Genomic DNA, 21607 nt, shown 5'->3' with positions numbered 1-21607 from the left:
TTCAGTGAGCCCCTCGCGCGCATTCAACTCGATGACCCATCTCACGCGCTGCGCGCCATCTCCGCGGCGCCCACCGCAAAGCCTTCTTCCGACCGGGCGCGCCGCGTCGCCGGCGCATTCGCCGTGCGGGCACGAGCCGGCGTCTTGCGAACCGGCGCGTCGTTCGGCATCGGACGAGCGTCGACCAGATCCGCATACAGTTCGAGATAGTTCGACGTCGACGCGGCCCAGCCGAAATCGCGGCTCATCGCATTGCGTTGCAACGCATGCCATGACGTCGGCTGCACGAACGTATCGAGCGCACGGCCGAGTGCATAGACAACGGCCTCCGCGCGCTCGCCGTCGAACAGAAAGCCCGTTGCCGTATCGATGCGCCGGCCTTCGTGCGGTGCATAGTCGACGATCGTATCGGCCAGCCCGCCGACACGCGAAGCCACCGGAATCGTGCCGTAGCGCATCGCGTAAAGCTGCGTGAGTCCGCACGGCTCGAAGCGGCTGCCGTGCAGCAGGATGTCGGCGCCGGCATGCAGCATGTGCGCCCGTTGCTCGTCATAACCGATCTGCACGCCGACGCGGCCCGGCCATGCCGCCGCGAGGTCCAGCAGCGCGTGTTCGAGTCCAGCCTCGCCCTGACCCAGAATCGCGAATTGCAGACGCGGATGCCGGTCCAGCAGTTCAGGCAGCGCCAGCACGACGACGTCCGCCAGTTTCTGCCCGGTCAGGCGGCTGCCGATCGCGACCAGCGGCGCGAACGGATCGCGCGTCAGGCCGAACGCCTGCTGCAATTCGCGCTTGCACGCCTGCTTGCCGGCGGTGTCGTCGACGCAATAGCGGCGCGCGATGTGCGGATCGGTCGCCGGATTCCACGTTGCCGTATCGATCCCGTTGACGATCCCGGATAGCTTGGCCGCCTGCGCCTGCAGCACGCCCTCCATCCCGTGGCCGAATTGCGGCGTGAGAATCTCGCGCGCATAACGCCGGCTGACGGTCGTCACACGATCCGCGTGAACGATGCCTGCCTTCATCATGCTGAGCGAACCGTAGAACTCAATGCTGCGTTCGTCGGAGAGCGCCGGCGCCAGCAATTCGGGCGGCACGCCGATCCAGCCACCCATCGCGAGCGGATGATTGCCCTGGAACGCGAGGTTGTGAATCGTGAACACGCTCTTTGCCGCGACGCCCGCCAGACGCAGATACAGCGGCGTGAGCCCTGCATGCCAATCGTGCGCGTGCACGATGTCGGGGCGCTTCACGCCGCGCACGCCGCGCGCCACGCGGGCGGCAGCGGCCGCGAGCGACGCGAAGCGGGTGAGGTTGTCGAGATAGTCGTGGCCTTGCGGGTCGCGATAAAGGCCTTCGCGCGCGAACAGATGGTCCATTTGCAACAGCAGCACCGGAATGCCGGTGTCGGGCATCTGCGCGCGCAGCAACCTGGCGTCGCCGCCCGGCAAGCCCGTCATGCGTGCGACCGGCGTGACACCGGCGGCACGCTCGAGCGCGGCGGGATAAGCGGGCATCAGGATCGACACGTCGACGCCGGCATCGCGCAGCGCGGCGGCGTACGCACTGACCATATCGCCGAGGCCGCCGGACTTGGCGAGCGGTAGAGCTTCGGAAGCGACCAGAAGAACATTGAGTGGCAAAGCGGCCCCCAGGCGATGGGTTTTTTTTGCACTTGCACAGTGCGATGGGATGGGCTGACGTGGGGGTTCAGCAAAGGGTGTGCCTGAGGGAGGGGAGCCATTCGTCACCCGGCGCGCGGGTTCGTGGTGCGGTGCAATGAGGGTGCTGCTATCGGCGCCACGTTGTGAACATGGGCGATATTTTCATTCGTGTGTAGATTCGACCGTCTTTAAACCGGGGTGTGCTGTGTGGCGCCAGGCCGCGCAGAACACACCCCGTCTCGAACGCAAAAAGCTAATGCACCGGCGCGTGGGTCTGCTCAGCCGGCGCGGGTTGCGTTACCGCGCTCACCGCGGCAAACACGATGATGTTCACGGCGAGCGCGAGGAAGCCGATATTGATGTCCTTCAGCGCGTCCGGCAGGAACGGCATCAGTTGTCCGACGCTCAGGTGCATCGTGGTCGTCACCGCAACCACGGCGACGCCGGCCAGAATTCCGCAGAACGCGCCTTGCTTCGTCGCCCGGTTGTGCCGGCGCAGGCTGCAAACGACCGCCGGAAACAGTTGGGTCACGAAGCTGTAGCCCATCAGCAGCAATGCGACGATCGTCTCGCCGCCGTGCAGCGTGAAGCCCACGGCCACCAGCGCGACCACCGGCACCAGAACGCGTGCAAGCGTCGCCACCGACGCATCGGACGCATTGCGATTCACCATCCCGCGATACACGTCGTTCGCGAGCAGCGTCGACGCGGACGTCAGGATCATCGAGCCGGGCACGAGCGCCGTCAGAATGCCCGCCGCGCCGATCACGCCGACGAACCACGGATCGAAGGTCTGCAACGACAGCCGGAACAGCGACAGGTCGATGTTGCCGCCGGTCAGGCCCGGCACTTTCAGCGTCGCGGCAAAGCCGACGAAGAACACGAACAGCAGAATCAGCTGATACAGCGGCAGCACGATCGCGTTGCGGCGGAAGATGCGCTCGTCCTTCGCGGTGTAGATCGAGCCGAACGTGTGCGGCCACATGAAGAAGCCGAGCGCGGTGAGCAGCACGGTCGACTGGAACCACGTGACGCTCGAACCCTTGGCCGGGAAGGTCAGGAAGCCGGGGCGCGCGGCGTCGATCGCGTGGAACATCGCACCAAGGCCGCCGTAGTAATGGATCGGCAAATAGATGCCGAGGAACAGCACGATCGCGAGGATCAGCAGATCCTTGACCACCGAATTCCACGCCGAACCCCGCACGCCGGAGACGATCACATAGGCGGTCACCACGGCGGCGCCGATCCATATGGCTGCCGTCGACGAAATCGCGCCGTACGATGCGGTCGCGACGATGATGCCGAGCCCTTTGAGTTGCAGCACCAGATACGGAATCAGCGCGGCCACGCCGACCAGCGCGACCAGCGTGCCGAGCGCCGGGCTGTCGTATTTGCGCGCGAAGAAGTGCGGTTGCGACACCAGCCGGTGGCTCTTCGCGAAGCGCCAGATCGGCGGCAGCATCCAGTAGGACAGGATGTACGCAAGCGTGCCGTACGCGAGGATGTAGTAGACCGGTGCGCCTTTGCCGTATGCAAAGCCGCTGCCGCCGAGGAACGTGAAAGTGGTGTAGATTTCGCCCGCCATCAGCAGGAATACGAACGCGGTGCCGAAGCTGCGGCCGCCCACGGTCCATTGTTCGAGACTCATGTCGTGGCCGCGCCGCGCACGCACGCCCAGATACAACGCGAACAGCGTGATTGCGGCAATGATGACGAGTGCGCTCATGAATGGGCCTCCTCGCCGTCCGCGGCGAGCTGACGGTTGGTTGGGTCCAGACGGTAGACGATCGCCATGATGATCGAACTGAGCACCACCCACGCGACGATCCAGGCCAGCACGAACGGCATGCCGAACACCAGCGGCTCGACACGATTCACAAACGGAACACCGAGCAGAATGCCGATGAACGGCAGCGCGGCAAGTACACGAAGCAACATGGGGCAACTCCTCGAACCGGTGAGTACGTCTCGTTGAAAGTGCGGCTTCGCTGGGGACTGTATGCCGGATGGTTCCAGTACGTAAAGCCAGTCAAAAAAGTGTAGGCTTTCTGAAAGTTGTGGGCGCATCTTTTTTGCGCGGGCTTGCTGCAACGCAATGCCAGGCGGGCCGTGCATCGGCACGCCGTGTTACGGTCGGCATGCCGCGACGCGATATGATCTCGCCACGCACCTGAACTACCCACACGGATCGCATATGGTCGAAAGTCTGATCTCGGACATTCTGTTTGGCTTTACCGGGCTGATCAGCATCATCAATCCAATCGGCATTGCTTTTGTTTTCCTCGATCGAACGGCCTCGCTCACCACCGAAGAGCGCACCGTGCTTGCCAGAAAAATCGCGATCAACGTGATGTGCGTGCTGCTGGTCGCATTTTTTATCGGCACGCCGATTCTGCATTTCTTCGGGATCTCGATGCAGGCCTTGCGTATCGGCGGCGGTCTCGCGGTCGCGGTGGGCGGCTGGCAGATGCTCAATGCGCCGGACACGCAACCGGCCGAGCAGCCCGCGGTCAAACGCGTGGATGCCGATAACGCGATGTCGAAGGCCTTTTTTCCGCTGACCATTCCGCTCACCACCGGGCCCGGTTCGATCGCCACCGCGATCGCGCTGACCGCGAACCGCACGCATAAGCTGTCGGAGTTCGTGCTGTCGAGCATCGCGTCGGTGGTGATTTCGGTGCTGGTGGCGGCGACCGTCTTTCTGATCTACAGCCGTGCGGTGATCTTCGCCCGCTACCTCGACGTGGAAGGCACCAAGGTCGCGATGCGCGTATCGTCGTTCCTGTTGCTGTGCATCGGCGTGCAGATCATGCTGACCGGCTTCTCCGAATTCCTGATCCCGATCGCGACCCTGCAGCCGGTGGTCAAGTAGGCCGCGGCGCCGTGCAGCGCCGGGCCTGTCATCCGTAGCCGACTGGAGAACAACTCATGTGCCGCTGGCTCGCTTATACGGGCAACCCGATTCCGCTGGAAACGGTGTTGTTCAACGCCAAGCATTCGTTGATCGATCAGAGCCTGCATTCGCGGCTCGGCCACACCACCACCAATGGCGACGGCTTCGGCATCGGCTGGTACGGGCATCCCACCGATATCCCGTTCCGCTATCGCTGCATTCAGCCGGCCTGGAGCGACCGCAATCTGCGCGAAGCCGCACGCGCGATCCATGCGCCGATGTTCGTCGCGCATGTGCGTGCGGCGACCGGCACGCCGTCGCAGGAAACCAATTGCCATCCGTTCCGCTATGGGCGCTGGCTGTTCGCGCACAATGGTCTCGTGCGCGACTTTCCTAAAGTGCGCCGCGATCTGATGCTGGCGATCGACGCGGATCTGTTCCCGTCGCTCGAAGGCTCGACGGATTCGGAAGTACTGTTCTTTCTGGCGCTGACATTCGGGCTGGAACTCGCGCCGGTCAGCGCGATCGAGCGGATGGTGGGTTTCGTCGAGGCGACCGCGCGCCGCCACGACATTGCCGAGCCGCTCAACATGACGATCTGCGCGACCGACGGCGAGCAGGTCGTCGCGGTGCGTTATTCGAGCGAAGGGCAGTCGCGTTCGCTTTTTCACAGCACGTCGTTCCGGCATTTGCACGAACTGTATCCGGACGATCCGCGAATCGTCGCGGCGGGAGACGACGCGTTTCTGGTGCTGTCGGAACCGCTGGCCGATCTGCCGGGATGGTGGGAAGAAATTCCGGAGAGTACGGTGGTGGTCGCGCGCGGCGGCAAGATCGACCAGTATGGATTCAAGCCGCAACCGGCGTAGTGCGGTGGCGCTTCGGGTCGCGTGGCGGCCCGGGCTATCAGCGCGTCAGCAGCATCGAACTGAGCACCGAGAACACTGTCGACGGCAGCTCGGCGAGGCGGCTTACCACCACGTTGTGCGGATAGAAATCCTCGACGGCATCGGTCAGCACGCCTATGCCGAGCAGTTCGATGCCGCGCTTGCCGATTGCCGCGATGCGCTCGCGCAGATCGCTGCGCAGCACTTGCGGATCGCCGTCGCCGGTCGATGGATAGCCGTCGGAAAACACGATCAGGATGCGCCGTTCGGCTGGATGATCGGCGAGCCGCGTTGCGGCCCACGCGAGCGCTTCGCCGTCGGGATTCTCGTGCCCGCAATCGAGCGCGGCAATGCCGCTCAGATCCGTCGCGCCGAAGCGTTTATAGACCTTCAGGTCGAGCCGTTCGACAAAGCGGTTATAGCGCCGCAAATCCGCTCCCGCCGCGACTTGCCGTTGATAGAGCTGCTTCATCGGCACGGATTCGAGCGAACAGTAACCGAGCACTTCGCAATCGAACGACAACTGCGTGAGCGCGTCGCACAACGCGGTCGCGCAGAGCCGCGCGAGTTCGATCTTGCGTCCGGCCATCGAGCCGCTGCGATCGATCAGCAAGCTCACCGCAACGTCGCGCCCCTTGGTGGTCCGTTGCGTACGGAACGGCGTGCGATAACCGGGCGACGTCGCCAGTTTCGCCAACGACGTGCGGTCGATTTCGCCGCGCTCCTGTTCGCGCTTCCAGCGGGTGCGTTCGTCGGCGCTTAGCGCGCGTTCGAGCTTTTCCTTCAGCGGCGCGGTATCGGCGCGAGCTTGCGCGCGCAGTTCGCGCCATGTTGCGGTGTCGCCGGAGCCGGTGAGGTCGGTGATTTCATCGAACTCGGTGGCGAGCGGGATCGAGAGCTGCGGACGTGCGGTATCCGCCGCCGCGCGTGCTTGGCCTTCCGAGCGCGACGACGGCTGCTGCGCGTCAGCGAACGATTGCCCCATGCCGACCGCGTTGTCGGCCTGCGCACCGCCGCTCTGATCCGATGGCGGCGACGCGGCGTCGTTGTGATCGGGGCGGGCGGGGTCGTCGCTGAATGGTTCGGACGACGATGCAACGGAATCCGTGTCGATGTCTTCGATCGGATCGGAGGTGAACATCATGCTGTTCGCTTCGCCGGCCGACAAAGCACGCACCCGTGCAACCAGCGCCTCTGCGGCGGCAATGCTCTGCGCGGTCGAACCGCTCGTGCGCGCCTCGACGAGCAGTTCCTGCGACGCATGCAACGCAGCCAGCAGTGAATGACTCGCTTCGGTGCGCGTCGGCGTTTCGTCCCACAGCGTGCGCTCGACCAGCCACACCAGCCGGTCGCGCCAATGCAGTTTCGGCCAGCGCTGGCGTGCCTGCTCGGCGGCATGCTCGCGCAGTTTGCCGACGAACCAGCGCGCGCCCGGATATTCGTCGAGCAATTGCGCACACACACGGCGATCCTCGACCACCTGCGCGAGCCTCGCGGTAACGCCGGCAGGCAGCGCCTCGAGTTGCGCGAGCGACGAATGCTTCGCGCGCGCGACCAGCAGATCCAGATAACCGATCAGCACATCGCGCTCGAGTCCGCCGCTCAACTCGTAATCGGGGATCACGATCCGGCCGGGTTCGACGCGCGGCCCGTCCGGGCTGAACGCGACCGTCACGCCATACTGGCCGGTCAGCACGCGCGCGACTTTGCTCAACGTGGATTCGAACGCGAAATCCCGCGTGTTGCGGGTGGCGTGCAGGGCCTTCATCGCGCGGTCCGTCAGCCGGCCGGCGCGATGTGATGGCGGACGATGCCGCGGATCAGCGCGGCGTCTTCCGGACTGACCTTCGCGTAGATCGCGGGACCGGCGGCGCGTTCCGGGTCGCCGGTGCGCAGCATCAACTCGGCCCAGTCGAGCAGACGCCGCGTCGAAAACGCGCTCGACAGATCTTCGCGCGCGAACGCCGCGCGGCAGTCGGCGGCGATCGCGGCGAGCGTGGTGGCGAGCGTGCGCGTCATGTGCGGGGCGAGGGTGCGCATCAGCACGTCGGCTTCTTCGGCGGGCGACAGATAGTCCAGCATATAGACGCGCCAGCGATCGAGAAACGCCTCGTTCATCAGATTCGCGCCCTGATACAGATGGCGGAACTGGCTCATCGCGCCGACCGCGTTCGCGGTGGCGAACAGCCGGAAAGCCGGATGCGGCGCGACGATCTCGTTGCCTTTCTCTTTCAACACCAGCCGGCCTTGCGATTCGAGCACGGCGGTGAGTGCGGCGAGAATGGACGGCTCCGCAAAGTCGATTTCGTCGACGATCAGCCACAGGCCTTCGCGCATCGCGGTCGGCAGCACGCCGTCGACCCACAGCGTCTCGCCGCCTTTGACGGTCCAGAAGCCGACGAAGTCGCCGACGGTGGTCTGCCCGTTCATGTTGGCGCGCAACACGCCGTGAAGCGAGCGTGCGGCGACCTGTTCGATCAGGCTCGTCTTGCCGGCGCCGGTGTGACCGATCAGCATCACGCGCCGGTTCTCGACGATATCCTCGACGATGTCGTTGAAGCGCTCCGAGAAAAGATAAGCGGGATTGACGCGCGGCACGAGCGGACCGTCGGCGCCGCAGGGCACGTCGACATGACCGATCCGCACGGTGGCATCGGCGCGTTCCGCATGCCGGTGTTGTGCGGCCGCGGCCGCCAGCGCGGACGCTTTTTGCAACGCCGGCATGAAGGCCGTGCGCTCGGCCGATGCTGCGTCGTTCGTATCCTCGTTATCGATTGCGAAGCCTTCACGGCGCCATTTCTTCAGCTTTGCGCGCAGGTTCTCCGCGTCCACCACCAGATCGATATCGACCGACGCGCTCTTGCCGTCGTCCACGCCGTGTTCCAGCCGGTAGTTCTCGGGCCGGTCCGCCACGCTGACGCGCCACCATTCAGAACCGGATTCAGTTGCGCGCTGGTAGAGGCCAAGGTTGTCGTCTTCGATCAGTTCGGGCGTGTTCATGGCAAGGAATGAAATTCGATTAACAGGCGGCGAGTTCTATTTCGCGCATTTCGATTGACGAGTTTTCGCCTCGCCAAAGACTCAATCGCGGACTATCTTATCTTGAGTACCTTTCGATCTCCCACGATACGTATCAGTGCATTCATTCGTGCGCGGATTTCGCCGCGATGATGGATGCCGAACGCACAGATCGCAAAAGGTTATTGCGGCAAATGGATAGGCTATTGCGAATCTATCCCCTATAGTTCGACACGCCGCGCGTGTAGTTATACAACATCACGTGTGACGGGCTGGTTTGAATTCTGCTACACCTTGCTTCGGTGCAGACCTGCGCGGCAATTAAAGCGCATTTCTCCCGGCAGCTTGCAACACGCGCCAGCAGCGGCAATTGCACCATGCTCGACGATCGGTGCGCCGAAAATCGCGGCGCCACGTACCGGGTAGTTTTGATTCATCAGCCGTCCCCTTTGCCCATTACCGCAACACAAAAATCCACGGCAAAAACAATGAGACTACGTACAAGATTAATCGCCGCTCTTGCAGTGGCCAGTCCGTTGGCCAGTTCGCTCGCTTACGGTCAAACGAGTGTGTCGTTGTATGGCCGTCTCGATGGCGGCCTCGAATACCTGAATCACATCAATAACGGTGCGGGCGGTTCGTCGAGCCGCTACAGCGCGGAAGGCGGCGACTGGGGCACCAGCATGCTCGGCCTGAAAGGCAACGAAGATCTGGGCGGTGGGCTGAATGCGATCTTCAACCTGGAAACGGGTTTGCAGGTAATGAACGGCACCACCAGCGGCGGGCGCCTGTGGTCGCGGCGCGCGTTCGTCGGGCTCAGGAGCGAGCAGTGGGGCACGTTGCAGGCCGGTCGCAACCTGTTCATCGATAGCGACGGCGTGTGGGAATTCGACCCGTTCGTGCAGCAGGCTTTTTCGTCGGCCTCACTCGTGCGTGGACGCAACTGGCAGCAGACCAGCAACAACATCGAGTATCACAGCCCAACCTTCTGGGGCTTCGACGTGCAAGGCCAGTACTCGTTCGGCAATCAGCCGGGCGCGTTCAACAGCGGAGCCGCCGGCGAATCCGGCCGCTCCGACGGCATCATGCTGACGTACCACTCGCAGCTCTTCGACGTGCGCGGCATCTACGACGAACTGCGCGACAACAACGGCCGGTTCAGCAACATCTTCCAGGCGTCGCGCGAGTATTTCGTCGGCGCGAACGTGCATTTCGATGCGGTGAAAATCCAGGGCGCCTATACGCATTACGCGGCGCCGGACTCGCCGGTGGGCGTCGCCGATTCCGCGGATCACTACTGGCTCGGCGCCACCTACAACTTCCATCCGCGCTGGGCGGTGACGGCGGGCGGTTACTACATCAAGGTCGGCGACGGCGGCGGCGATGCCGCGCACGACCCGGCAGGCCACGCGATGATGTATGTGCTCGGCACCACGTACAACCTGTCGAAGCGCACCTTCCTGTACGGCACTGTCGGCTATGTGCGCAACGGCGGCAATTCGAATTTCTCGCTCGAAGCATCGCCGCGCGATGCGTCGAACAACACCAGCCCGCTCGCGGGCGAATCGCAGACCGGCGCTTATGTCGGGATGCTGCATCAGTTCTGATGCAATCCACGCAGCAACGCAGCTTGCAACCCCGCTCGCAGCTCAGCTAACAGCTCAGCTAACAGCTCAGTTGACAGCACCGGCTTCACCGCCGGCACGGCCACGGAACCCGCGGCCATGTCGGCATGCGCTTTGAAAACGCCTCACAAGGGATGAATAACAATTGACTCCACAAGACTCTCAACGCCAGCTTCACAGCCCGCCAGCCGCGGGCGATGAGCCGTCCACGATGACGCGCCGCCGCTGGTTGCAGGGCGCACTCGCCTTGACCGCGGCGAGCCTCGCCGGCTCGCTCACGCTCAAGGCGCTCGCCGACGATTCCGCAGCCGCGCCCATCGACGCCTTCATGACGCTGTCGCAATCGCTGACCGGCAAGTCCGGTCTCGATCGCGACGTCGGTGCGCGTCTTCTCGCGGCGTTGCAGAAGTCGACGCTCACGCTCGCGCAGCAGTTGCCGAAACTGGCCGGCGCGCTGGCCGCTGGTTCCGCCGACGCCACGCAACAGGCGCTCGCGCTGAAGATCATGGAAGCGTGGTACCTCGGCATCGTCGACGATACCGTGATCACCTACGAGCAGGCGTTGATGTACGGCGTCGTGTCCGACACGTTGATCGTCCGATCGTACTGTCCCAACAAGCCCGGCTTCTGGGCCGCGAAACCCGTAGAGAGGCAAGTCTGAGTCATGGCCGAGAATCAAGGTACACAGGACACACGGAAACAGACTGAACAGGCCGATGTCGTCGTGGTCGGATCGGGCGTGGCGGGCGCGATCGTCGCGCATCAGATGGCGCTCGCGGGCAAGTCGGTGATTCTGCTCGAAGCGGGACCGCGGATGCCGCGCTGGGAAATCGTCGAACGCTTTCGCAATCAGCTCGACAAGTCGGATAACTCCGCGCCGTATCCGTCGAGCACATGGGCGCCGCATCCGGAATACGGTCCGCCGAACGATTATCTGATCCTGAAGGGCGAGCACAAATTCAACTCGCAGTACATTCGCGCGGTGGGCGGCACGACGTGGCACTGGGCCGCGTCCGCGTGGCGCTTCATGCCGAACGACTTCCGGATGAAGACGGTGTACGGCGTGGGCCGCGACTGGCCGATGGAATACGACGAGCTCGAACCGTACTACCAGCGCGCCGAAGAAGAACTCGGCGTGTGGGGTCCGACGGACGAAGAACTCGGCTCGCCGCGCAGCCAGCCGTATCCGATGGCGCCGCTGCCGCTGTCGTACAACGAGCAGACCATCAAGGGCAAGCTCAACGCGTTCGATTCGCGCTATCACGTCGTGACCGAACCGGTTGCGCGCAACAGCCGTCCGTACGACGGCCGCCCGACCTGTTGCGGCAACAACAACTGTATGCCGATCTGTCCGATCGGCGCGATGTACAACGGCATCGTGCACGTCGAAAAAGCGGAGCAGGCCGGCGCGAAGCTGATCGTGAATGCGGTGGTGGCCAAGCTCGAAGTCGGCCCCGGCAAGCGCATTACGGCCGCGCTCTACAAAGACCCGCAAGGCAACGAGCACCGCGTGGAAGGCAAGTACTTCGTGCTGGCCGCCAACGGTATCGAAACGCCGAAGATCATGCTGATGTCCACCAGCCACGATTTTCCGAACGGCGTGGGCAATAGCTCCGACATGGTGGGCCGCAACCTGATGGACCATCCGGGTACCGGCGTCACGTTCTACGCGGACGAAAAACTGTGGCCCGGCCGTGGCCCGCAGGAAATGACTTCGCTGATCGGCTTTCGCGACGGCGCGTTTCGCGCGAACGAAGCGGCCAAGAAAATCCATCTGTCGAACCTGTCGCGTATCGACCAGGAAACGGCGAAGATTTTCAAGCAAGGCAAGCTGATCAAGCCGGCCGAACTGGACGCGCAGATTCGCGACCGCTCGGCGCGCTTCGTCGAGTTCGACTGCTTCCACGAAATTCTGCCGCAGCCGCAGAACCGCATCGTGCCGAGCAAAACGGAAGTCGACGCGATCGGCATTCCACGCCCCGAGATCACCTACGCGATCGACGATTACGTGAAGCGCGGCGCCGTCCACACGAAGGAGGTCTACGCGAACGCGGCGAAAGTGCTGGGCGGCACGGAGATCGCGTATCAGGACGAGTTCGCGCCGAACAATCACATCACCGGAGCGACGATCATGGGCCGCGATCCGCGCGACTCGGTGGTCGACAAGCATTGCCGCACCTTCGATCACCCGAACCTGTTCATTTCGAGCAGCGCGACGATGCCGACGGTGGGCACCGTCAACGTCACGCTGACCATCGCGGCGCTGGCGCTGCGCATGGCCGACCAGTTGAAGAAGGAAGTTTGAACGTGCTGAAAAAAACCTTTTTCTCGCTGCTGGCCGGTGCGTCGGTGTGGTCCGCATTGTCTGCGTTTTCTGTTTGCGCGCGCGCCGACGATGCGAATGCCGCTGTGAGCAGCAACGACACCGCGTTGATCCAGCGCGGCGAATATCTCGCTACTGCCGGCGATTGCATGGCGTGTCATAGCACGGCGAAGGGCAAACCATTTGCCGGCGGCCTGCCGCTGAAGGTGCCGATGCTCGGCACGATCTATTCAAGCAATATCACGCCCGATCCGCAGACCGGCATCGGCACATGGACGTTGCAAGACTTCGATCGCGCAGTGCGTCATGGTGTGTCGAAAGACGGCCACAACCTGTACCCGGCGATGCCGTACGTGTCCTACGCGAAGGTCAGCGATGCGGACGTGAAAGCGCTCTACGCATACTTCCGTTACGGCGTCGCGCCGGTGAACCAGCCCACGCGTGTGAGCGACATTCCGTGGCCGCTCAACATGCGCTGGCCGTTGACCGCATGGAACTGGGTGTTCCTGAAAAACGGCCCGTACCAGGCGAAACCGGACCGCACGCTCGCGTGGAATCGCGGCGCGTATCTGGTGCAAGGGCTCGCGCATTGCAGCACGTGCCACACGCCGCGCGGCTTCGCGATGCAGGAGAAGGCGCTCGACGAAACCGGCAGCGGCTTCCTTGGCGGCTCGGTGCTGGCGGGCTGGGACGGCTACAACATCACGTCGTCGGCGAATAGCGGGATCGGCGGATGGAGCCATGAGCAGCTCGTGCAGTATCTGCAAACGGGCAGCGTGCCGGGTCTCGCGCAGGCAGCCGGTCCGATGGGCGAAGCGGTCGAGCACAGCTTCTCGAAGATGAGCGACGCCGATATCGATGCCATCGCCACTTACGTGCGCACGGTGCCGGCGGTGAGCGACGGCAGTTCGCAGCCGCGCGCCGCGTGGGGCAAACCGGCTACGGACGTTACGCGTTTGCGCGGTGTCGCGCTGAGCGACGGCGCGCTCGATCCGGCGCGTCTTTACCTCGGCAATTGCGCGACCTGCCATCAGGCGCAAGGCAAGGGCACACCGGACGGCTACTATCCGCCGCTGTTGCATAACTCGACGGTGGGCGCGGCCAATCCGGGCAACCTGGTGCAGGTGATTCTGCATGGCGTGCAGCGCAAGACTGCGGGCAACGATGTCGGGATGCCGGCCTTCGCGGTGCAGTTGAACGACGCGCAGATCGCCGCGCTCACCAACTATGTGACGACGCAGTTCGGTAATCCGGCGGCGACGAAGGTCACCGATAAGGACGTCGCGAAGCTGCGTTGAGCGTGGGTGTCGTGAGGGAGAGCGCGCCGGGTCCTTGGGTTCATCAAGGCCCGGCGCGTTTTTTATGCCCGCCAGGTCTCCTTCGAAGGTCCCATGCGCCGCCACCTGGGCCTCGTCGACGCGTGGAACAGGTATTGCTCGACTTCCCGCATGCGCGATGCCGCTCACGATGCCTGTGACGCCGCGCAGCAGGCCAGGCATTCAAGGGATAAGGGAAATCAGAAATGGCGCGACATAAGGCCGATGTGGCTGACGACGACTTCGAGATTTTTGCCAGCTACCACGGAACCGGCGACGGACGATACGTAGGTGGCCTGAAGGTTGTCAGAAAAGCGGATCGGAAGATCCTGTTTCCATTCGACGGCGCTCCGGAAATCGGACCGTTCGCAACGGCCGAAGAGGCACGCAGCGCCGCGATCGATTATGGCCGCGAACTCGTTGCCGCCGACCGCGCCGCGCCGGAGAAGTGATGCGGATGCGCGGCGGATTTCAGGGCATCCCGCCGAGCGACGGCGCGACGTGGGAGAGGGTCCGGTTGTTGCTGCATCGACAGAACCCAACCCGCAAGCCGTCTGAAAGTTTCGCTCCCCGAAACGTCGCTGTTCCGTTTGTAACGAAACGCGAAGGTGCTGCGCCCGAATGTAAAGCGCAGTGCAGATTTGCGCGCATCGGCGCATCATCGACGGGGCTGGCTGCCGTTCCTGATGCGTGAGCCCATCTGAACACGGTTCGCCGGGCATGCGTGTCGCGACGCGTCCCGACGATGTTTTCAACCGCCGAACAAGGAGTGTCCCCATGCAAAACGATCCCGCCCTCGATCAGCTATGCATCAACACGATTCGCACGCTATCGATGGACGCCGTGCAAAAGGCCAATTCCGGCCACCCCGGCACGCCAATGGCGTTGGCGCCCGTCGCCTATCATCTGTGGCAAAACCATCTGCGCTACGACCCCAATGAGCCGTTGTGGCCCAATCGAGACCGCTTCGTGCTGTCGGTCGGGCATGCGTCGATGCTGCTGTATTCGGTGCTGCATCTGGCGAGCGTCAAGGCGGTCGACGACGACGGCCAACCGACCGGCAAGCCCGCAGTGTCGCTCGACGACATCGAGCATTTCCGCCAGATCGGCAGCAACACGCCTGGACACCCCGAGTACCGGATGACGACCGGCGTGGAAACCACCACCGGCCCGCTCGGGCAGGGGCTCGGCAATAGTGTCGGCATGGCGATGGCCGCGCGCTGGTATGAAAACCACTTCAACAAGACCGACGCGCCGCTATTCGATTACCGCGTCTACGCACTATGCGGCGACGGCTGCATGATGGAAGGCATTTCGCACGAAGCGGCGTCGCTCGCGGGGCATCTGAAGCTGTCGAACCTGATCTGGATCTACGACAGCAACCGCGTGACGATCGAAGGCCATACGGATCTCGCGTACAGCGACGACGTGGAAACACGTTTTCGCGGCTACAACTGGCACACGCTGCATGTGAAAGACGCGAACAACGCCGAGGAACTCGAAGCCGCGTTCGTCGAAGCGAAGAGCATTACCGACCGGCCGACGCTGATCGTGGTCAACAGCATCATCGGCTGGGGTTCGCCGCACAAGCAGGACACGTCGGCCGCGCATGGCGAGGCGCTCGGCGTCGAAGAAGTGGCGCTGACCAAAAAATTCTACGGCTGGCCGGAAGATAAATTCTTCTACGTGCCGGACGGCGTGCACGAACGTTTCGCAGCCGGCGTCGGCGCGCGCGGCAATGCGGCGCGCGAAGAATGGCAGGCAAAATACGACGCGTATGTGAAAAAGTACCCGGACCTCGCGCGCGAATTCGCGCAGATCGAAGCGCATGAATTGCCGGAGGGCTGGGACAAGGGCATCCCGAAGTTCGACGCCGACCCGAAGGGCATCGCGACACGCGAATCGTCGGGCAAGGTGCTCAACGCCATCGCCGCGCGCGTACCGTGGATGATCGGCGGCGCGGCGGATCTCTCGCCGTCCACCAAAACCGATCTGAAATTCGAAGGCGCGGGCAGTTTCGAACACGACAACTACGGCGGCCGCAATCTGCACTTCGGGATTCGCGAACATGCAATGGGCGCAGCGGTGAACGGTCTCGCGTTGTCGAATTTGCGCGCGTACGGTTCGACTTTCCTGATTTTCAGCGACTACATGAAGCCGCCGATCCGTCTGTCGTCGATCATGGAAGTCCCGTCGATCTTCGTGTTCACACACGATTCGATCGGCGTCGGCGAAGATGGACCGACGCATCAGCCGATCGAGCAACTGGCGTCGCTGCGCGGCGTGCCGGGTCTGACCGTGCTGCGCCCCGCCGATGCGAACGAAGTCGGCGAGGTGTGGCGTGTCGCGTTGACGCAGCCACGGCGGCCGTCGTGCATCGTCGTGTCGCGTCAGGCATTGCCGACTTTCGACCGCACGCGTTACGCGTCCGCGGAGGGCGTGCGCAAGGGCGCCTATGTGCTGGCCGATGCGCCCGACGGACAGAAGCCCCAGGTGCTGTTGCTGGCTACCGGTAGCGAAGTGTCGGTGTGCGTCGACGTGTACGAAAAGTTGAAGAGCGAGGGCATCGCGGCGCGCGTCGTGTCGATGCCGTCGTGGGATATTTTCGAGCTTCAGGATCAGGCGTATCAGGACTCGGTGCTGCCGCCGGATGTGGATGCGCGCGTGTCGGTCGAGCAGGCCGCGTCGCTTGGTTGGGACCGCTATGTGGGCCGGCTCGGCGCGCAGGTGGTGATGCATACGTTCGGTGCGTCCGCGCCGCTGGCCGATCTGAAGAAGAAATTCGGCTTCACGCCCGAGCATGTGTATGAAGCGGCGAAGCAGCAGATCGAGCGGGTGAAGTCGAAGAGCAGCCAGGAGTAGGCGGCGCTGCAAGTAAAGGCAGCCGGCGGCATCGCGTCCGCCGGCTTTTTTATCGGCTCAGTTCGCGGGAATCGTCACGACCGCTTCAGCCCCCGCTCTTTTGCATGCGTTGCCGCTCACGCTTCATGTGATACATCGCTGCGTCGGCTGCGCCGATCGCCTGATCGACCGACACAAAGCGCACTGCGACCACGCCGGCACTTGCGCCGGGGTAAGTCAGGTGTGTTTCTTTCAGCAGGTAGGCGCCCGCGGATACCTCGGCGACACGGGCCGCAAGCTCGGACGCGGAACGGTTCGCTTCTTCCTCGTCAACGGGACCGGGGCCGATGAAAGCAAACTCGTCGCCACCGATGCGCGCAAGCATGTCGGTGTCCCGTACGATTCCCGCAAGGCGTTCCGCGCACTTCTTCAGCAACTGATCGCCCGCGATATGCCCGTACTGGTCGTTGATCTGTTTGAATCCATCGAGATCGAACATGCCGACCAGCACATACGAACCATCCCGCGCGGCTCTCGCCAGCAATCGCCCCAATTCGTCGCGCAGTGCTCGCCGGTTCGGCAGTTCGGTCAGCGAATCCGTGAGTGAATAGGTTGTCAGGTATTCGTTCGAACGGCGAAGCTGCGCGAGCAGCCGTTCCCGCTCGATATGTTGCGCAATCAGCGTCGAGAACAGGTTGAGCGCACTGCGCGCGCGCGGGCCGAGTTCCATGCTGATTTTTCCGGCGGCGCACAGCGTTCCGAAGATCTCGCCGTTGCTGCCACGAACCGGCGCGCTCGCATAGGTCTGGATGCCGAGAGCCGCTGCCGCCTGGGAGTCGCCCCAGACTTCGCTGACTTTGGAGACCACCTGTCGACCCTGCTCCAGACAGCGTTTGCACAGCGTGTCGGACCACGGAACGGTCAACCCTTCCGGAATGAGCAGTTCGCCGGTGTTGCGCGCTATTTCAATGGACTGAACCGCGTTTTCCAGGTCGATCGAGGTCAGATATGTCGATTCCAGTCCTGTGACGACCTCGAGCATTTCAAGCAAGGGGCGCGTGAGTGCCTCCAGGCTATCTGCGGTCGCAACCGTCTGCGACAGACTTTCCAGTTTTTCCTCCATTTTTTCTTCCTTGCGTGTCCGGGTCTTAAGCAGAGGCTGATGTCAGAGCCGCGTGAACGACATCAGGAATCTGCGAATGATACCGACTACGCCGCCGTTTCAGCCGAAAGATCCGCCGCACCCGCCGTGTCGTCGAGCGTGCTGCGATATGCGCGCGACTGCATTTCGGCCAGCCGGCTCAACGTTCTGGACAGATCGTGCGCGCCTTCGAGACCGCTCAACGCCGCCTCGATCGGATGATCGGACGCGATGAACAGCGCGCGTTTGCGGTCGTAAAAAATATCGACGAGCCAGATGAAGCGCTGCAACGTATGCGACTTTGCGAGCCATTCCGTTTGCAGATTGTCGAGAATCAGGCCGTGCCAATGGCCTGCGAGATCGAGGTAATCGTGGTGCGAGCGGCTCGCCACGCAGAGCGCTTCGAAGTCCGCCCACAGCAACGCCGCCCCCGCTGCACGCGCCGCGAGCGGCCGGCCTGCCGCCGGGACCGTGGCAGGCTCCCGCGCGTCGCCGCCTTCGTAACGCTCGAACACCTGCACGAGCTCGGCGGCGGTGGCGCTGTCGAGCGGTGCGAAGAAATGCGGCAACGCGGCTTCTTCGCCGCCCAAGCGATAATCGCGCGCGCCGTCGAAATGGATCACCGTGAAGCCGCGTTCGATCTGCTCGATGGTCGGCAGGACGCGCTCGTGAAATTCCGGATCGGACAGCAGCGCGTGCGGCGCGTAATTCGACGTCAACACGATGCGCACACCCAGGCTGATCGCGGTATCGAGGAAACGACCGATCAGGAAAGCGTCGGCGATATCGTGTACGTGAAATTCGTCGAAGCACAGCAGCGCGACGCCGTCGAGCCATTCCTTCGACACCGCGCCGAGCCGGTCGTCGCCGCGCGGCGCGTTCACGAGGCGCCGGTTGATCTCGCGCAGAAATTCATGGAAGTGCAGACGCCGCTTCGGGCAATCCGCCAGTTCGAACACGGTATCGACGACGAGACTCTTGCCGCGCCCCGGCAGGCCGTGGCAATAGACGCCTTGGCGCGCCGCGCCGGAATCGGTCAGCGGCTGATTGGACGCGAGCAGCTTCACCAGCGCGGCGATGGCCTGCTGCTGGCTTGCGTCGGGCACGATGCCGCGCGCGGCCAGCCGGCTGACTACCAGCGTTTCATCGAGCATGAGCGGGCGCCTCCGCACGCGGCGAGAGCGGTTCAGGCACGAGGGCGGCGTGAACCGGGAACGAAGAAAGAGGTGTGGGCATGAAGAAACGTGGCGCTGAAAGCGGGCGTCAAACCCGCTGCCGGCTCAACACGCGCTGCAATTCGCGCGGATCGACCGGCTTGGTGAAATGATGATCGAAACCGGCCGATTCGGCGGTCTGTTTATCCTGTTGCTGGCCCCAACCGGTTACGGCGATCAGCATCAGGCCGGCATGACGGTCGTCGTCGCGAATCTGCCGCGCGACTTCATAACCGTTTAGCAACGGCAAGCCAATGTCGAGAATCACCACTTGCGGCGCGAATTCGCGGATCAGAGCGAGGCCTGCGACGCCGTCGCCGGCCGTGCGCACCCGGTGGCCTTCGAGTTCCAGCACCATCGCGAGACTCTCGGCGGCGTCCGCGTTATCGTCGACCACCACGACGCGCAAGCCCGTCGCTAACGGCATCTGCGGCGATGGATGCACAGCGGGCACCGCCGCGGATTGCGACAGCGGCAGCCGGATCACGAACTCGCTGCCGCTGCCCGGACCGCCGCTGAACGCCGCAACCGTGCCGCCATGCAGTTCCGCCAGCCCGCGCACCAGTGCGAGACCGATACCGAGGCCGCCTTGCGAGCGCTCCAGCGCCGGTGCGAGTTGCGAGAACATTTCGAACACGCTGCCCAGATGCTCGCGCGGAATGCCGATGCCCGAATCGCGCACGGCGATCACCGCTTCGTCGCCCTCGCGCTCGGCCGACAGCGAGATATGGCCGCCCGGTGGCGTGTATTTGGCCGCGTTGTTCAGCAGATTCAGGATCATCTGCGACAGGCGCGTAGGATCGGCGTCGAGATAGAGCGGCTCGCGCGGCAGCGTCACGCTCAGATGATGCGACGACGCTTGCACGGTCGGCCGTGCGGCTTCGGTTGCCGATTGCATCGCGCGCGCGAGTTCGAGCCGCTGCTTGCGCAATTCGAGCTTGCCCTGCGTGATGCGCGAGACTTCCAGCAGATCGTCGACCAGATGCGTCATGTGCTGCAATTGCCGGTCGAACACTTCGCGTGCCCAGTTCAGTTGCGGGTCGGCGAATTCCTTCAGGCGCAGGATTTCCAGCACGTTGCGCATCGGCGCGAGCGGATTGCGCAGCTCGTGCGCGAGCGTTGCGAGGAATTCGTCCTTGCGGCGATCGGCTTTCGACAATTCCAGATTCAGGCGCTGCAACTGCTGCTCGGCACGCCGGCTGCCCGTGATGTCGCGACTTACGCTGACCGCACCGTAGATGTCGCCCCGCGCGTTCGCGAGCGGCTTGACGACCGTTTCGCAGACGCCTCTCGTGCGGTCGCGCCGCACGAAGGTCAACTCGCCGCGCCACGTGCCCTCCGCGGCGAGCGCGGCGAGCGCTTCACGGCGAATCCGCAGCGCGTCTTCGGGCGGATGGAAGATCGAGATCGGCTTGCCGAGAATCTCGCGGGTGCGATAGCCGAGCATCCGTTCGCCGCCGACGTTGAAATCGGTGATGTTGCCGCGCAAGTCGGTAATCACGATCGCATCGCTCAGATGCTCGAAAATCGCGGCCTGGCGCAGCAGGACGGTTTGCGCTTCCTTGCGCTCGGTGACGTCGATGCCGAGGCCGAAGATCATCGTCGGCCCGCCGTGGCGGTCGTAGGTGGCGCGCCCGCGGCCTTCCATCCAGCACCAGTCGCCGCTCGCATGCAGGAAGCGGAATTCGGCCACGTAGTCGTCGCCGCTTTCCACCGCGTGATCGACCGCTTCGTTCAACGCGATCAGATCGCCGGGATGGATCAGCGCGAAGAAACCGCCCGGTACGTCTGCGAAACGCCCCTCGGCGTAGCCCGCGAGCGCTTCGAGTTCGCGGCTCCACTGGAAGTGGCCGCTCTTCGGGTCGTGCGACCACGCGCCCATGCGCGCGCCGCGCATGGCGAGGCCCAGCATGTCGCGGCTTTCCTGCAATTCTTTTTGCGCGAGCTGATGCGCGGCCACCGAGGCTTCCGCGTTGCGGCGCGCGAGCAGCAGCTCCTGCTCGTACTTGTGCCGGTCCGCGACGATCAGCACCGCGACTTCCAGATAGCTGGCCTCGCCGTGGCGACGCTGCACGGCATTGAGCAGCATCGGCACCATATGGCCGTCGCGATGCAGCATGTTCAGCTTGACCTCGGCCACCGAGCCCTGGATTTGCAGCAGCGGCGCCCAATGCGTCTGATAGAACACCTTGCCGCCGGCGGTCAGCAATGTCTGGAGTCGATGCACGCCGGCGAGCTCCGCCGCCGTGTAGCCGAGCCAATTGCAGAAGGTGGCATTCACGCGCAGGATCGACCCGTCGGCATCGGTGACGAGCAGCCCGCACGCGGCGTGCTCGAACAGCGCATCGGAAGGCGGCAGCGGGCGGTCCGTACTCTGCATCGTGCTTACAGGCTCAACCGGTCGAGAAACGTGTTCATTGCCGCGGCGCCTCCAGACCCGCGATCAGGTCGGCCGCATAGCCGTGCAGCGAGCATCATGGTGCGGTGGCCGCTGCCCGAAATCCGTATGGTGTTGCGGTGGGTGATGCTCATCGTGGTTCCTGGAGCGCCGGAAACGCTGCGGTGAATGGGCCGTCTCCCCGGCATCTGCGGAATGTTACCGCAGTCTCGCGGGCAGGCGGCTTATGTTGGCGTTGTGTAATGCGCCACGCATGACGCCGTGCAATCCAGTGCAATCCGGTGCAT

The 21607-nt window shown here is 63.8% G+C and carries 17 protein-coding genes; 8 read left to right on the top strand and 9 right to left on the bottom strand.

The genetic code is table 11. The features are described 5' to 3' along the window. Positions 1–41: 41 nt before the first annotated feature. The 3 genes from glgA to PQQ51_RS02490 all read right to left on the bottom strand — a co-directional run bounded on the left by glgA (position 42) and on the right by PQQ51_RS02490 (position 3602). A complete protein-coding gene (glgA, locus tag PQQ51_RS02500) occupies positions 42–1643 on the bottom strand; it encodes a glycogen synthase GlgA (RefSeq protein WP_408494505.1) in 1602 nt (533 codons plus the stop codon). A gap of 274 nt (positions 1644–1917) precedes the next feature. Then, positions 1918–3390 (bottom strand): sodium:solute symporter family protein, encoded by a 1473-nt coding sequence (locus tag PQQ51_RS02495; protein ID WP_408494503.1) that lies wholly within the window; start codon positions 3388–3390, stop codon positions 1918–1920. Further along, positions 3387–3602, bottom strand: a complete 216-nt coding sequence (locus tag PQQ51_RS02490) for a DUF3311 domain-containing protein (RefSeq protein WP_408494501.1) — start codon at positions 3600–3602, stop codon at positions 3387–3389. The genes PQQ51_RS02495 and PQQ51_RS02490 overlap by 4 nt, the downstream gene beginning before the upstream one ends. Before the next feature lie 256 nt (positions 3603–3858). Between PQQ51_RS02490 and PQQ51_RS02485 the strand changes: the two genes are divergently transcribed. Together PQQ51_RS02485 and PQQ51_RS02480 are read left to right on the top strand one after the other, a co-directional pair. Continuing rightward, positions 3859–4536, top strand: a complete 678-nt coding sequence (locus PQQ51_RS02485; RefSeq protein ID WP_408494499.1) for a MarC family protein — start codon at positions 3859–3861, stop codon at positions 4534–4536. A 56-nt stretch (positions 4537–4592) separates the two neighbouring features. Then, entirely contained in the window at positions 4593–5426 is an 834-nt protein-coding gene (locus tag PQQ51_RS02480) for a class II glutamine amidotransferase (RefSeq protein ID WP_408494497.1), read from the top strand. Positions 5427–5463: 37 nt separating this feature from the next. On the opposite strand, the gene PQQ51_RS02475 is transcribed toward PQQ51_RS02480, so the two are convergent. Both PQQ51_RS02475 and PQQ51_RS02470 read right to left on the bottom strand, forming a co-directional pair. Beyond that, positions 5464–7212, bottom strand: a complete 1749-nt coding sequence (locus PQQ51_RS02475) for a cobaltochelatase CobT-related protein (RefSeq protein WP_408494495.1) — start codon at positions 7210–7212, stop codon at positions 5464–5466. A gap of 11 nt (positions 7213–7223) precedes the next feature. Then, positions 7224–8444: an AAA family ATPase gene (locus tag PQQ51_RS02470; RefSeq protein ID WP_408494492.1), complete on the bottom strand. Its 1221-nt coding sequence runs from the start codon at positions 8442–8444 to the stop codon at positions 7224–7226. Between the two features lie 506 nt (positions 8445–8950). Between PQQ51_RS02470 and PQQ51_RS02465 the strand changes: the two genes are divergently transcribed. From PQQ51_RS02465 to tkt, 6 genes are all read left to right on the top strand, one after another. Beyond that, complete coding sequence (locus PQQ51_RS02465; RefSeq protein WP_408494490.1) at positions 8951–10069, top strand: porin; 1119 nt, start codon at positions 8951–8953, stop codon at positions 10067–10069. A 229-nt stretch (positions 10070–10298) separates the two neighbouring features. Continuing rightward, entirely contained in the window at positions 10299–10748 is a 450-nt protein-coding gene (locus tag PQQ51_RS02460; RefSeq protein WP_408494488.1) for a sugar dehydrogenase complex small subunit, read from the top strand. A 3-nt stretch (positions 10749–10751) separates the two neighbouring features. Next, positions 10752–12392 carry a GMC family oxidoreductase gene (locus PQQ51_RS02455; RefSeq protein ID WP_408494486.1) on the top strand — a complete coding sequence of 547 codons (1641 nt, stop codon included), beginning with the start codon at positions 10752–10754 and terminating at the stop codon, positions 12390–12392. A gap of 2 nt (positions 12393–12394) precedes the next feature. After that, positions 12395–13708, top strand: a complete 1314-nt coding sequence (locus PQQ51_RS02450) for a cytochrome c (protein WP_408494484.1) — start codon at positions 12395–12397, stop codon at positions 13706–13708. Between the two features lie 224 nt (positions 13709–13932). Continuing rightward, positions 13933–14178, top strand: a complete 246-nt coding sequence (locus PQQ51_RS02445) for a DUF6723 family protein (RefSeq protein ID WP_408494482.1) — start codon at positions 13933–13935, stop codon at positions 14176–14178. Between the two features lie 325 nt (positions 14179–14503). After that, positions 14504–16588, top strand: coding sequence for a transketolase (tkt, locus tag PQQ51_RS02440; protein ID WP_408494480.1), 2085 nt, complete (start codon positions 14504–14506; stop codon positions 16586–16588). Positions 16589–16673: 85 nt separating this feature from the next. Here the strand turns inward: tkt and PQQ51_RS02435 are convergent, their stop codons facing one another. The 4 genes from PQQ51_RS02435 to PQQ51_RS02420 all read right to left on the bottom strand — a co-directional run bounded on the left by PQQ51_RS02435 (position 16674) and on the right by PQQ51_RS02420 (position 21454). Continuing rightward, entirely contained in the window at positions 16674–17690 is a 1017-nt protein-coding gene (locus PQQ51_RS02435; protein WP_408494478.1) for a sensor domain-containing diguanylate cyclase, read from the bottom strand. Positions 17691–17776: 86 nt separating this feature from the next. After that, a complete protein-coding gene (gene zapE, locus PQQ51_RS02430; RefSeq protein ID WP_408494475.1) occupies positions 17777–18862 on the bottom strand; it encodes a cell division protein ZapE in 1086 nt (361 codons plus the stop codon). A 109-nt stretch (positions 18863–18971) separates the two neighbouring features. Further along, positions 18972–21302 (bottom strand): hybrid sensor histidine kinase/response regulator, encoded by a 2331-nt coding sequence (locus PQQ51_RS02425; RefSeq protein WP_408494473.1) that lies wholly within the window; start codon positions 21300–21302, stop codon positions 18972–18974. Between the two features lie 5 nt (positions 21303–21307). Continuing rightward, positions 21308–21454 carry a hypothetical protein gene (locus PQQ51_RS02420; protein WP_408494471.1) on the bottom strand — a complete coding sequence of 49 codons (147 nt, stop codon included), beginning with the start codon at positions 21452–21454 and terminating at the stop codon, positions 21308–21310. Between the last annotated feature and the right edge of the window lie 153 nt (positions 21455–21607).

It is taken from the genome of Paraburkholderia xenovorans (assembly GCF_046030735.1).
GTDB classification, from domain to species: Bacteria; Pseudomonadota; Gammaproteobacteria; order Burkholderiales; family Burkholderiaceae; genus Paraburkholderia; species Paraburkholderia xenovorans_A.
The sequence above is the reverse complement of the archived record's forward strand: the minus strand, read 5'-3'. Positions and strand labels throughout refer to the sequence as shown.

Coding starts and splice junctions, on each gene's coding strand:
- PQQ51_RS02495 (WP_408494503.1), bottom strand. CDS start 3,390: ATGAGCGCACTCGTCATCATTGCCGCAATCACGCTGTTCGCGTTGTAT.
- PQQ51_RS02490 (WP_408494501.1), bottom strand. CDS start 3,602: ATGTTGCTTCGTGTACTTGCCGCGCTGCCGTTCATCGGCATTCTGCTC.
- PQQ51_RS02485 (WP_408494499.1), top strand. CDS start 3,859: ATGGTCGAAAGTCTGATCTCGGACATTCTGTTTGGCTTTACCGGGCTG.
- PQQ51_RS02480 (WP_408494497.1), top strand. CDS start 4,593: ATGTGCCGCTGGCTCGCTTATACGGGCAACCCGATTCCGCTGGAAACG.
- PQQ51_RS02475 (WP_408494495.1), bottom strand. CDS start 7,212: ATGAAGGCCCTGCACGCCACCCGCAACACGCGGGATTTCGCGTTCGAA.
- PQQ51_RS02470 (WP_408494492.1), bottom strand. CDS start 8,444: ATGAACACGCCCGAACTGATCGAAGACGACAACCTTGGCCTCTACCAG.
- PQQ51_RS02465 (WP_408494490.1), top strand. CDS start 8,951: ATGAGACTACGTACAAGATTAATCGCCGCTCTTGCAGTGGCCAGTCCG.
- PQQ51_RS02460 (WP_408494488.1), top strand. CDS start 10,299: ATGACGCGCCGCCGCTGGTTGCAGGGCGCACTCGCCTTGACCGCGGCG.
- PQQ51_RS02455 (WP_408494486.1), top strand. CDS start 10,752: ATGGCCGAGAATCAAGGTACACAGGACACACGGAAACAGACTGAACAG.
- PQQ51_RS02445 (WP_408494482.1), top strand. CDS start 13,933: ATGGCGCGACATAAGGCCGATGTGGCTGACGACGACTTCGAGATTTTT.
- tkt (WP_408494480.1), top strand. CDS start 14,504: ATGCAAAACGATCCCGCCCTCGATCAGCTATGCATCAACACGATTCGC.
- PQQ51_RS02435 (WP_408494478.1), bottom strand. CDS start 17,690: ATGGAGGAAAAACTGGAAAGTCTGTCGCAGACGGTTGCGACCGCAGAT.
- zapE (WP_408494475.1), bottom strand. CDS start 18,862: ATGCTCGATGAAACGCTGGTAGTCAGCCGGCTGGCCGCGCGCGGCATC.
- PQQ51_RS02425 (WP_408494473.1), bottom strand. CDS start 21,302: ATGCAGAGTACGGACCGCCCGCTGCCGCCTTCCGATGCGCTGTTCGAG.
- PQQ51_RS02420 (WP_408494471.1), bottom strand. CDS start 21,454: ATGAGCATCACCCACCGCAACACCATACGGATTTCGGGCAGCGGCCAC.